Origin of the sequence: Burkholderia sp. SCN-KJ, from assembly GCF_024656005.1 — a bacterium.
Taxonomy (GTDB): Bacteria; Pseudomonadota; Gammaproteobacteria; order Burkholderiales; family Burkholderiaceae; genus Burkholderia.
In genome coordinates this window covers 351,445-363,261 of sequence record NZ_JANKOG010000006.1, presented here as the reverse complement: position 1 = coordinate 363,261, position 11,817 = coordinate 351,445, and the positions used below count along the sequence as shown (strand labels likewise).

Below are 11,817 nucleotides of genomic sequence, written 5' to 3'. Positions count from 1 at the left end.
GTCATATCGATAATTCACGTTATGTCAAATAATGAAGCTGACCAAACCGATGGCCCGAATCGGCAAAAACTGACGCCAGACGAAATGCTCGCTTGGCTCGGCGTGCACGCATCGCATTACCTTTCGAGCCAGCGCAACCTCGTGAACTACGTGCGTGGCAGGAACGTCGTCGACGCGATTCGCGCGCGAAGCACGACGGCCCATTCGCCGCCGCCCTCGCGCGCTGATTGAACGACTGGCTCGGCGAGTCGTGAGCTTCGGTCCATACGCCATTCCGCCGGCCTCGCCGGCTGCATAGACCACGGTGGACCGGCGCGACATTCGCAGTCGGCCCCGGTGACGCTACGCATGCGCCGCAGTGCGGGCGCGCGTTCGTGTCGGAGCTGGCTCCGGCGTCGCTTCCGCCGCCGGCTGCGCCGGCGCAACGGTCAGGTGCAATCCCAACGCGCCGACAACCTTCATGATCGTTGCAAACTCCGCGTTCCCACCTTCCGACAGCGCACGATAGAGTGCTTCTCGCTTTACGCCGGACTCGCGCGCCAGCGCGGTCATGCCGCGCGCTTTCGCGACGTTCCCGAGCGCGGCCTGGATCAGGCGCGGATCGCCATCTTCGAACGCTTGCGCCAGGTAGTGACGAATCGTTTCCTCGTCCTTCAGGTACTTCGAGCCGTCGAATTCGGCCAGTTCGCTGATTTTCATCTTCAATCCTCCAGTTCACCGGCGATTTGCTTCGCCGTCTTGATGTCCTTTTTTTGCGTCGACTTGTCCCCGCCGCACAACACCACGATGATGATTTTTCCGCGCCGCACGAAGTAGGCCCGGTATCCCGGCCCTACGTCGATCTTCATTTCGTTGACACCACCACCGACTGCGCGCCACTGGCCAAGGTTGCCGAGCTTCGCCCGCTCGATGCGCAGACTGATTGCCGCGCTGCCGACCGGATCGCGAAGCCCATCGAGCCAGCTATCAAATTGGGGGGTGGTCAGGACTTTGAACATGAATGAATTGTAACCCATGAGGGACACTATAGCTACTGCCTCGTCGCCCAACTGGATCGGCCGGCCCCCGCGTCGGCGCCCACCAACCGTCAACTACTCTCCGCAGCAGTGAAGTCGCCGGGCGGCAATGGTCGGTTCGCCACGTCCTTTGCTTCGGCGCGCGTCAGGCCGAGCGTCTGCAATACCATCGCTGCGGCCCGCTCGGGGAGCCGGCCTTCGTCTCCCGCCGGCTTCCTCGCTTCGCCCTCCGCCGTGTCGGCCGCGTAGCACTCCGCCGCGATCGCCGCCAGGATCGTCCCCGTCATCGCGAGCACGCTCATGAACGGATCGCCGACGACGAAGCGGCGTGCCGCGATTCCGCGCTCGCTGTCCCGCCGCAAGTGCCGGCCCAGCCCGTGGTCGAGCGCACGCGCGGAGAAGCCCTCCCGCATCAGGAACCGCCCCCAGAGCCGCTCGCGGCGCGCGCGCATCAGCGTGTGACGCACGCAAACCGACACGACCTCGGCCGGATCCGACAAACCGCTCGCAAGGCGCTCGAGCCCGTCCGCGAAATCGTCGAACACCCACTCGGTCAGCGCGGCGAAGATGCCGTCCTTCGATTCGAAGTGGTAGTAAAACGAGCCGAACCCCACATCCGCCGCCTCGGTGATCTCGCTGATCGCGACGTTGTCCCTGCCCTTTTCCGCTATCAGGCCGAACGCCGCCCGCAGCAAGCGCATACGTGTCGCCTCCTTGCGCCGGGCACCGCGCGGTTGACGCTGTTCCGCTTCGGTCACTGACGCATTCGGGCGACGCGGCCGGACCGGTTTGTCGTCCACGAGCGCACCTTCCCTTTCCATAAGAATTTTCTGCATGACGCAATTCTAGATGACTCACTCATACTTGACAACATTATCAGTTATGAGTCTAATCTCGAAAACAGCAGAACCGGTTCCTGTCCGGACACTGTTCCGGACCCACGTCAGCGAGCGTCGGCGACGCGCAGGCGGACCCGTCGGCACACTCGGCGGCCATCGTCGTGCGCAAGCCGTGTCATGTCGGCAATCGGAACGATCTGCACCTCGAACGTCGGAGTACTGATTGATCGTCATGCGCACCGTCGGCGGAGACGCCCTCGCGCGCCTGCATAAACCGGGGTGACCCACCGTGGTCGCCGAACCATTTTTAGTTTGACCCTCACTTGTCTTGGAAACATCGTGAAATCACCCGGACTTGACGCGCGGACTTCAACGCGCCCGTTTCTGACACGCATCGCGCCACCGCTTCGGCGCGCCCCGATCGCATTCGCCTGCTGTGCGATTCTTCTCGCGGCCTGCCACTCGCATAAGGCCCCGGCGCCCGAACTGCAACCGGTGGTCGCGCAGCCGGTTCATGCGGACACTGGCGCAGTGCAGCGCGTGCTGCCCGCGCAGGTTCAGGCGCGATATTCGACGCCGCTGTCGTTCCGGGTCGGCGGCAAGATCGTCGAGCGGCGCGTGCGAATCGGCGACACCGTCAAGGCCGGCCAGACCCTCGCGATGCTCGATCCGGCCGATCTGCACAACACGTTGCTGAACGCGCGCGCGCAGCTCGATGCCGCCGAGCATCGCGTCGCCTATGCGAAGCAGCAACTGGATCGCGACCGCGCGCAGGCTCAGGCCAACCTGATTGCGCCCGCGCAGCTCGAGACGACGCAGGACGCGTATGCATCGGCGGTCGCGCAACGCGATTCCGCGCTCGCGCAAATGGCGCTCGCGGGCGATCACCTGCGCTACGCGACGCTGGTCGCGGATCACGACGGCGTCATCACGTCGGAGGATGCCGATACCGGGCAGAACGTCGAGCCCGGTCAGGCGGTGTTTCATCTGGACTGGAGCGGCGACCTCGACATCGTCTGCGACGTCGCGGAGCGCGACCTGCGCGATCTCGCGGTCGGCCGCACCGCGCACGTCAGCCTGACGGCACTGCCGGGCAAGGTGCTCGACGCACGCGTGCGCGAAGTCGCGGCGGCCGCGGATCCGCAAAGCCGCACCTGGCGCGTGAAGCTGACGCTGGTCACGCCGGGGCCGGACGTCCGCTCCGGGATGACCGCCAGCATCTCGTTCGACGGCGCCGCCGACACCGCCGTGGACCACGCGATCACGCTGCCGGCCACCGCACTCTTCCATCCCGGCGAAGCGCCGGCGGTCTGGGTCATTCGCAAAGGCAGCGACACGCTGGAACTGCGCCCGGTGACGGTCGGACGCTACGACGAGCGTACGGTCACGGTCACGTCCGGCCTCGCGGAAAACGAGCGCGTCGTGATGCAAGGCGTCCATACGGTGAGTACCGGCCAGCACGTGCGCGTCGTGCCGCCGCTGCATGCGGAGGACTTCGCATCATGAACGCTCCAGAACACCGGTCCTCGACGGACGGTGCGCTCGGCGCACAAAGCGGTGCCGCGTCGCGCGACGACGGCGGTTTCAATCTGTCGGCATGGGCGCTGAAGCATCAGCAACTGGTGATCTTCCTGATCGGCCTCGCGACGATCTTCGGCATGATCGGCTATACGCGCCTCGCGCAATCGGAGGATCCGCCGTTCACGTTCCGAACCATGGTGATCCAGACCTATTGGCCGGGCGCCACCGCGCGCGAAGTGCAGGAACAGGTCACGGACCGGATCGGCCGCCAGCTCCAGGCCGCGCCTTACGTCGACAACATCAAGAGCTATTCGCGCCCCGGCGAGTCGATGATCTTCTTTGCGATGAAGGATTCGGCACCGGTCGACCAGGTGCCGGAAACCTGGTATCAGGTGCGCAAGAAGGTTGGCGACATCCGGGCGACGCTGCCGAAGGGCACTGTCGGCCCGTTCTTCAACGACGAATTCGGCGACGTCTATACCAACATCTATGCGCTCGAAGGCGACGGCTACTCGCCCGCGCAACTGCACGATTACGCGGACAAGCTGCGCACCGTGCTGTTGCGCGTGCCGGGTGTCGCGAAGGTCGACTACTTCGGCGACCCCGCCCAGCACGTATTCGTCGAGATCTCGAACGCGCAACTGACGCGGCTCGCGATCTCGCCGCAGCAACTCGCGCAGGCCATCGACGCGCAAAACGCCGTCGCACCGGTGGGTACGATCACGACAGCGGACGATCGCGTGTTCGTGCGGCCGAGCGGCGCGTTCAAGGACACGCAGGCGCTCGCCGACACGCTGATCACGGTGAACGGCCGGACGTTCCGGCTCGGCGACGTCGCGAAGGTCACGCGCGGCTACGACGATCCGCCCGTCACGCAGATGCGTACGAACGGTCACGCGGTGCTCGGCATCGGCGTCACGATGCAAAAAGGCGGAGACGTGATCGACCTCGGCAAGGCGCTCGACGCGAAGGCAGCCGAGCTCCGGGCCGGCTTGCCGGCCGGACTGAAGCTGGCCGCGGTGTCGAGCATGCCGCATGCCGTCAAGCACTCGGTGGACGATTTCGTCGAAGCGGTCGGCGAAGCCGTCGCGATCGTGCTCGTCGTCAGCCTCGTGTCGCTGGGCCTGCGCACCGGCATGGTCGTCGTCATCACGATTCCGATCGTGCTCGCCGTGACGGCACTGTGCATGCACGTGTTCGGCATCGGCCTCGACAAGGTGTCGCTCGGCACGCTCGTGCTCGCGCTGGGGCTGCTGGTGGACGATGCGATCATCGCCGTCGAAATGATGGCGGTGAAGCTCGAGCAGGGTTGGAGCCGCGCGCGCGCGGCGGCCTTCGCCTACACGAGCACGGCGTTCCCGATGCTGACAGGCACGCTCGTCACGGTATCCGGCTTCCTGCCGATCGCGCTCGCGAAATCGAGCACCGGCGAATACACGCGGTCGATCTTCGAGGTGTCCGCGATCTCGCTGATCGTGTCGTGGTTCGCGGCCGTCGTGCTGGTGCCGCTGCTCGGCTACCACATGCTTCCCGAGCAGCAGCATCACGACGCTCATGCACATGGGCAGGACGTTTATGAAACGGGCTTTTACCGGCGGCTGTCCGGATGGATCTCGGCGTGCATCGAGCGCCGCTGGGTGGTGCTGGGCGTAACGGCCGTGCTGTTCGCGATCGCGATGGCGGCATTCACGCGCGTGCCACAGCAATTTTTCCCGAACTCGGAGCGCCCCGAACTGCTGGTCGACATGCGTTTGCCCGAAGGCGCTTCGTTCGACGCGACACTGCGTGAGGCCACGCGGCTCGAGAAGGTGCTCGACGGTCGGCCCGAAATCGATCACGTCGTCGATTTCGTCGGCACCGGCGCGCCGCGCTTCTACCTGCCGCTCGACCAGCAGCTCCAGCAGCCGAACTTCGCGCAGTTCGTGATCACGGCCAAGGACGTCGAATCGCGCGACCGCTTGTCGCATTGGCTCGAGTCGACGCTGGCAAGCCGCTTCCCGACCGTGCTCACGCGCGTCGCGCGCCTCGAGAACGGGCCGCCCGTCGGCTTTCCGATCAAGTTCCGCGTGAGCGGCGACGACATCGCAACCGTTCGCGGCATTGCCGAAAAAGTGGCGGACAAGATGCGCGCCGATGCCCGCACGCGCAACGTGCAGTTCGACTGGGACGAGCCGGCGGAGCGATCGGTCTCGTTCGAAATCGATCAACTGAAGGCACGCCAGCTCGGCGTGACGTCGGAAGACGTGTCGAGTTTCCTCGCGATGACGCTGTCCGGCTATACGGTCACGCAGTATCGCGAACGCGACAAGCTGATCGACGTCGACCTGCGCGCGCCGAAGCGCGAACGGATCGACCCGTCGCAGCTCGCCGGCCTGGCGATCCCGACGCCGCACGGCCCGGTGCCGCTCGGCACGATCGGCCACGTGCGCGACACGCTCGAATACGGCGTGATCTGGGAACGCGACCGCCAGCCGACCGTCACGGTGCAGGCCGACGTTCGTGGCGAAGCGCCGAGCATCGGCGTGACGCGCGCCATCGACGGCACCCTGGCGACGCTGCGCGCCACGCTGCCGACCGGTTACCGGATCGAGGTCGGCGGTGCAGCCGAGGAGAGCATGAAGGGCCAGACGTCGATCAACGCGCAGATGCCGCTCATGATCATCGCGGTGCTGACGCTGCTGATGATCCAGCTCAAGCGCTTCTCGCGCACCTTCATCGTCGTGCTGACGGCCCCGCTCGGCCTGATCGGCGTGGTCGCGGCGCTGCTGCTGTTCGGCAAGCCGTTCGGCTTCGTCGCGCTGCTCGGCGTGATCGCGATGTTCGGGATCATCATGCGCAACTCGGTGATCCTGGTCGACCAGATCGACCAGGACATCGCGGCCGGGGAGCCACGCTTCACCGCGATCGTGGGCGCGACCGTGCGCCGCTTCCGGCCGATCATGCTGACCGCCGCGGCCGCCGTGCTCGCGCTGATTCCGCTGTTGCGTTCCGGCTTCTTCGGCCCGATGGCCACCGCGCTGATGGGCGGCATCACGATCGCGACGGTGCTGACCATCTTCTTCCTGCCGGCCCTCTACGCGACCTGCTTCAAGGTGCGCAGCGACGAACGCGAGTCGCGCGCGATGGACGTCGCGTCCTCGGAGACATGCTGATGAAATTTCCCCTTACCACATCGGTGCTCGCCGCGAGCGCGGCGCTCTGCCTGAGCGGCTGTGCAATGGCCCCGAGCAGCACGCCGCCCGCGATGCCGTCGCCGGCGCACTACGGCGCGACGCCTCAGGCGCCGCGCACCGCCGAAGCGGCAGGCGTCGCGCAGCAGTTCGACGTCGGCGCCGCGCCCGTCCCGCAATGGTGGCGCCTGTACCGGTCCAGCGCGCTCGACGCGCTGGTCGACGAAGGCCTGCGCGCGAACCCGACGCTGGCCGCGGCGGAAAAGACGCTCGCCGCCGCGCAGGAGGAACTGCGCGCGCAGATCGGCGCGTCGACGCTGCCGTCGATCGACGCGAACGCGCAGGTGGCCCGCACGCGCACGCCCGACATCTCCGGCGCGGGCGCGCAAAGCCTGCGCTACAACGTCTTCGTCGGACAACTGCAGGCGCATTACACCTTCGACCTGTTCGGCGCCACGCGATATGCGAACGAGGCGAGCGCCGCGCGCGTCGACGTGCGCGGTTGCGAGCTCGAAGCGGCAAGGCGTGCGCTGGCGGCCAACATCGTCGGCACCGCCATCCGCGCCGCGACGCTCGACCGCCAGATCCTGCTGACGGAGCGCCTGGTCGCCGTTGCCGAGGCATCCGCGCTCGAAGACCAGCAGCGTTACGCGCTCGGCGCGGTGTCCCACGTGCAGTCGCTGGCGTCGACGCAGGGCGCGGCGTCGCTCGCCGCGACGCTGCCGCCGCTGCGCCAGCAGCGTGCGAGCGCGGTTCACGCGCTGGCGATCCTGCTGGGCCGCACGCCCGACGCGCCACCGCCGGTCCCCTCCTTCACCGGACTGTCGCTGCCGGAACACGTGCCCGTGGTCGTGCCGTCCGACCTGCTGAAGGCACGGCCGGACATCCGCGCGGCCGCGGCAGCCGTGAAGGCGGCATCGGCGGACGTCGGCGGGGCGACCGCCCAGTTGTTCCCGAGCCTGTCGCTCACCGCGACGATGGGGCGCGGCGGCTTCAGCTGGCCAGCGCTGTTGTCGGGCGCGGGCGGCCTGTGGGCCGTCGGCGCCGGGCTGTCGCAGCCGATCTTCCACGGCGGTGCGCTGCTGGCTCACCGGCGGGCGTCGCGCGATGCGTACGACGCCGCGGTGCTGCAGTACAAGGCGGCGGTGCTGTCCGCATTCGGCGACGTCGCCGATTCGCTCGCCGCGCTGGACAACGACGCGCAGGGACTGGCCGCGAACGAACTCGCGGCACGCGCGGCAGGCGAGGCTTTCCATGAAACGGCGCAACGCCGCACATTGGGTGCCGTTCCGATGTCCGCGCAACGGTCGAGCGAACAGCTCTATCTGAACGCGGAACTCGATGCGGTGCGTGCCGCGAGCCGCCGGATGACCGATACGGCGGCGCTGCTGCAGGCAATGGGCGAACTGCCGCCCGCTACTGGCACGACGGTCGCGGCCCGGCAATAGCCGCTGCTTGCGTCGATGGACCGGCCGCGCGCCTTCGGGCCGCACCGGTCCGCAATCTCGAAGCCCGATGCCCGGCGTACCGTGCATCGCGCGGCGCCGCGCCTTCATTACCCGCATGGTTGATTCCCGATGAAATCCGACAACCTGGTCGCCTGCCACGAATGCGACCTGCTGATTCAGCGTCCGCCGCGCCTGCGCGCGCTGACGGCGCACTGCCCGAGATGCCGCGCGCGCGTGAGCGGTGCGGCGCACGGCCGCCGCTCGCTCGACCGGCTGTGCGCATTGACGGTCGCCGCGCTGATGACGTGTTGCGTCGCGCAGGCCTTTCCGATCGTCGCGCTCGATGCGGCCGGCATCGCGTCGCATGCGACGCTCGGTGACGCGGTTCGCGCGCTATGGTCGAACGGTCAGCCGCTGGTGGCCGCGCTCGTGTTCTGCACGACGATGCTGTTTCCGATACTGGAGCTGGCCGCATGGCTGTACCTGCTCGTGCCGTTGCGCGCGGGCCGCGTACCGCGCCACTTCGCACAAGTGCTGCGCGCCATTCACCGATTGCGGCCGTGGAGCATGGTCGAGGTGCTGATGCTCGGCGTGCTCATCACGATCATCAAACTGACGAGCCTCGCACACGTGCTTGCCGGGCCCGCGCTATTCGCGTTCGCCGGGCTTACCGTGATGCTCTGCGTGCTGTCGACGATCGAACCGGCCCGACTGTGGGAAGCGCACGACGAACTCGTCGCACTGCGGCCACGCGATGCCGACCGTGCGAAACCGCCCCGCCCCGACACGACGCGACATGCGGCGCCCCGGGCCGCGGAAAGCAGCGGATCGGCGGGCATGACGGCCCGCGCCGCGGGATGGATCGCCTGTCACCTCTGCGCGCGCGTGCAGCCGGCACACACATGCGGCGAGCGCTGCACGCGCTGCGGATCGCCGCTGCACGCGCGCCGTCCGCACAGCATCGCGCGCACGGGCGCGCTCGTCGCTGCCGCTGCGTTGCTCTATATCCCGGCGAACCTGTTGCCCGTCATGCACGCGACCTCGCTCGGCCGGGCCGAGGACGACACGATCCTCGGCGGTGTCGCGTACTTCTGGACGTCCGGCGACTGGGCACTCGCCGTCATCGTGTTCATCGCGAGTGTGCTCGTGCCGATGCTCAAGCTTGCGGCCCTCGCATTCCAGGCGATCGCCGCCCATCGCGGCGTGCAATGGCGGCCGCTCGAACGAGCCCGGCTGCATCGGCTGGTCGAGCGCGTGGGCCGCTGGTCGATGCTCGACGTATTCGTCGTGGCGCTCACGATCGCGCTCGTGCATTTCGGCTCGCTCGCCGACATCACGCCCGGCCCCGGCGCGCTCGCGTTCGGCGCCGTGGTCGTGCTGACCATGTGCGCGTCGATGCAGTTCGATCCGCGGCTCATCTGGGACGGCGCGCCCCGCCCCGCCGCCGCCCATCACCAACCTTGAACCGGCGCAAGCGCCCGCTTTATTTCGAATTCCAAAACGATGTCTTCTTTCGATTTTTCGCCACCCGAGATCCGGCCGCGCAGCCGCTGGATCCCGTCTCTCGTCTGGATCGTGCCGCTCGTGTGCGCGCTGATCGGGCTGTCGCTCGTGATCCGGACCGTCACCGCCAACGGTCCGACGATCACGGTCACGTTCGCCAACGCCGAAGGCCTCGAAGCCGGCAAGACCAAGGTCCGCTACAAGGACGTCGATATCGGCTCCGTCCAGACCATTACGCTCACCCCCGACTTCAAGCGCGTGGTCGTCGGCATTCAGCTGACGCACGATGCCGCGCGCTTCGCGAACCGCGACACGCGCTTCTGGGTCGTTCGACCGCGCGTCGGTGCCTCCGGCATTTCCGGCCTCGGCACGCTTCTCTCCGGCGCATTCATCGGCGCGGATCTTGGCCGCTCGTCGCAGAAGCAGACCGATTTCACCGGTCTCGAGACGCCGCCTGCCGTCACCGCGGACCAGCAGGGCCGACGCTTTCTGCTGCACGGCGACTCGCTGGGCTCGGTCGACATCGGCTCGCCGGTGTTCTACCGGCATCTGCAGGTCGGTCAGGTCGTGGGATTCTCGCTCGACAAGGACGGTACCGGCGTCGACGTGCAGGCGTTCGTGAAGGCGCCCTACGACAAGTACGTCAGCGTCAATACGCGCTGGTGGCACGCAAGCGGCGTGGATCTTCGGCTCGATTCGAGCGGCCTGAAACTCAACACGCAGTCGCTGGCGACCGTGATCGTCGGCGGTCTCGCGTTTCAATCGCCGCCTGGACAAGCGGACGCGCCGCAGGCAGCCGACAACACGCCGTTCCGGCTCGCACCCGACGAAGCCGACGCGATGCGCGACCCCGACGGCACGCCGCTGATGGTCGTCATGCGCTTCGACCAGTCGCTGCGCGGGCTGTCGGTCGGCGCGCCGGTCGATCTGCGGGGCATCGTGCTCGGCCAGGTCACGAACATCGGGATCGAGTACAACGAACACACGCGCAACTTCAGCATGAAGGTCGCGATGGCGCTGTATCCGTCGCGACTGAGCCGACACAGCGATACGGCGCTGCCCGCGCCCGATACGGCAGGCGGCCACGAACTGCTCCAGCACCTGGTGCTCCAGGGGCTGCGCGGGCAGTTGCGTACCGGCAGCCTGCTGACCGGTCAGCTCTACGTGGCGCTCGACATGTTCCCGAAGGCGCCGCACGCGAGCGTGGACGCGCGCCGCACGCCGGTGGAACTGCCGACCGTGCCCAACACGCTCGACGAGCTGCAGGTGCAGATCGCCGACATCGCGCGCAAGCTCGATCAGGTGCCGTTCGACCGGATCGGCAACAATCTGAACGGCGCGCTCGCGCATGCGAACCAGTTGTTCGGTCACCTCGACGAGCAGGTCGTGCCGCAGGCGCGCGACACGCTGGCCGCCGCGCAACGCACGTTCAGCGCGGCAGAGTCGACGTTGGGGCAGAATTCGCCGATGCAGTCGGACGTTCATGAGGCGATGCAGTCGCTCACGCAAACGCTGCAGTCGTTGAATGCGCTTGCGGACTATCTGGAACGTCATCCCGAATCGCTGCTGTTCGGCAAGAAGGGAGACCGGCAATGAAAGCGCGTTCGTTTGGTCGTCTCCGTATGCCGGCGCGCATCGCGACGTGCGTCGCACTCGCGGTGCTGAGCGCGTGCGCGTCGCCGCCGGTGCATTTCCATACCCTCGCGGTGACAGACGATGCGGGCGTCGAGGCCTCCGCCACGCATCCCGCCTGGCTGATCGACATCCAGGCCGTGCACGTCGCGGCGCCTGCGGACGGCAACCGGCTCGTCGTGCAACGCGGCCCCGATCGGGCCGACATCCTGGAGCAGGAGCGCTGGGCCGCGCCGCTCGGCGACGAGATGCGCGGCGGACTGTCGACGCGCGTCGCGTCCCGGCTCGGCACGATCGATGTCCACCGCGTCGCCCACCCGGACGGCGCGCCCGTCTACCGGGTCGCGGTGGACGTCCAGCGAATCGAATCCTGGCCGGCATCGCACGTGCTGCTCGATGCAACGTGGAGTGTGAGTTCCGGGTCCGGACAGCCGGCACTGACGTGCCGCAGCATCGTTCGGTCCGGTGCGTCGACGGGCTACGAAGCACTCGTCGACGCGCAGCGTCGCGCGCTCGATGCGCTCGCGCTCGGGATCGCCGCGGGCATTCGCGCGGCGGCCGCGCACGCCGCGCCGCCGGCCGATTGCCGCGCGGGCGCACCCGGGCGCCCGATCGCGCCCCCCGCTGTCGATCGCGGCGCGCCGGACGCGCTCGACGATTGAATCGGCGCCGTGACGACGCGACATTT

At 67.7% G+C, this 11,817-nt stretch carries 9 protein-coding genes and 1 pseudogene; 7 read left to right on the top strand and 3 right to left on the bottom strand.

Features of this window, described 5'->3' with window-relative positions; genetic code table 11:
* A pseudogene (locus NQV17_RS13225) lies at window positions 1–231 on the top strand (hypothetical protein); the annotation flags it as partial.
* Window positions 232–342: 111 nt separating this feature from the next.
* Here the strand turns inward: NQV17_RS13225 and NQV17_RS13220 are convergent.
* The 3 genes from NQV17_RS13220 to NQV17_RS13210 all read right to left on the bottom strand — a co-directional run bounded on the left by NQV17_RS13220 (window position 343) and on the right by NQV17_RS13210 (window position 1,852).
* The gene (locus tag NQV17_RS13220) at window positions 343–699 is read right to left on the bottom strand and encodes an addiction module antidote protein (protein ID WP_257772618.1); all 357 of its coding nucleotides are present in this window, start codon (window positions 697–699) and stop codon (window positions 343–345) included.
* 2 nt (window positions 700–701) lie between these two features.
* Window positions 702–998 (bottom strand): type II toxin-antitoxin system RelE/ParE family toxin, encoded by a 297-nt coding sequence (locus NQV17_RS13215; RefSeq protein WP_257772617.1) that lies wholly within the window; start codon window positions 996–998, stop codon window positions 702–704.
* A gap of 89 nt (window positions 999–1,087) precedes the next feature.
* Window positions 1,088–1,852, bottom strand: coding sequence for a TetR/AcrR family transcriptional regulator (locus tag NQV17_RS13210; RefSeq protein ID WP_374692706.1), 765 nt, complete (start codon window positions 1,850–1,852; stop codon window positions 1,088–1,090).
* Between the two features lie 342 nt (window positions 1,853–2,194).
* On the opposite strand from NQV17_RS13210, the gene NQV17_RS13205 reads away from it, so the two are divergent.
* The 6 genes from NQV17_RS13205 (at window position 2,195) to NQV17_RS13180 (ending at window position 11,791) form a co-directional block, all read left to right on the top strand.
* A complete protein-coding gene (locus NQV17_RS13205) occupies window positions 2,195–3,361 on the top strand; it encodes an efflux RND transporter periplasmic adaptor subunit (protein ID WP_257772630.1) in 1,167 nt (388 codons plus the stop codon).
* Complete coding sequence (locus NQV17_RS13200; protein ID WP_257772616.1) at window positions 3,358–6,528, top strand: efflux RND transporter permease subunit; 3,171 nt, start codon at window positions 3,358–3,360, stop codon at window positions 6,526–6,528. The genes NQV17_RS13205 and NQV17_RS13200 overlap by 4 nt, the downstream gene beginning before the upstream one ends.
* Window positions 6,528–7,994: an efflux transporter outer membrane subunit gene (locus tag NQV17_RS13195; protein WP_257772615.1), complete on the top strand. Its 1,467-nt coding sequence runs from the start codon at window positions 6,528–6,530 to the stop codon at window positions 7,992–7,994. Before NQV17_RS13200 ends, NQV17_RS13195 begins: the two co-directional genes overlap by 1 nt.
* Window positions 7,995–8,123: 129 nt before the next feature.
* Window positions 8,124–9,458, top strand: coding sequence for a paraquat-inducible protein A (locus tag NQV17_RS13190; protein WP_257772614.1), 1,335 nt, complete (start codon window positions 8,124–8,126; stop codon window positions 9,456–9,458).
* A 39-nt stretch (window positions 9,459–9,497) separates the two neighbouring features.
* On the top strand, window positions 9,498–11,093 hold the full coding sequence (locus NQV17_RS13185; protein ID WP_257772613.1) for an intermembrane transport protein PqiB: 1,596 nt from the start codon (window positions 9,498–9,500) through the stop codon (window positions 11,091–11,093).
* Window positions 11,090–11,791 (top strand): membrane integrity-associated transporter subunit PqiC, encoded by a 702-nt coding sequence (locus tag NQV17_RS13180; RefSeq protein WP_257772612.1) that lies wholly within the window; start codon window positions 11,090–11,092, stop codon window positions 11,789–11,791. The genes NQV17_RS13185 and NQV17_RS13180 overlap by 4 nt, the downstream gene beginning before the upstream one ends.
* Window positions 11,792–11,817 lie beyond the last annotated feature (26 nt).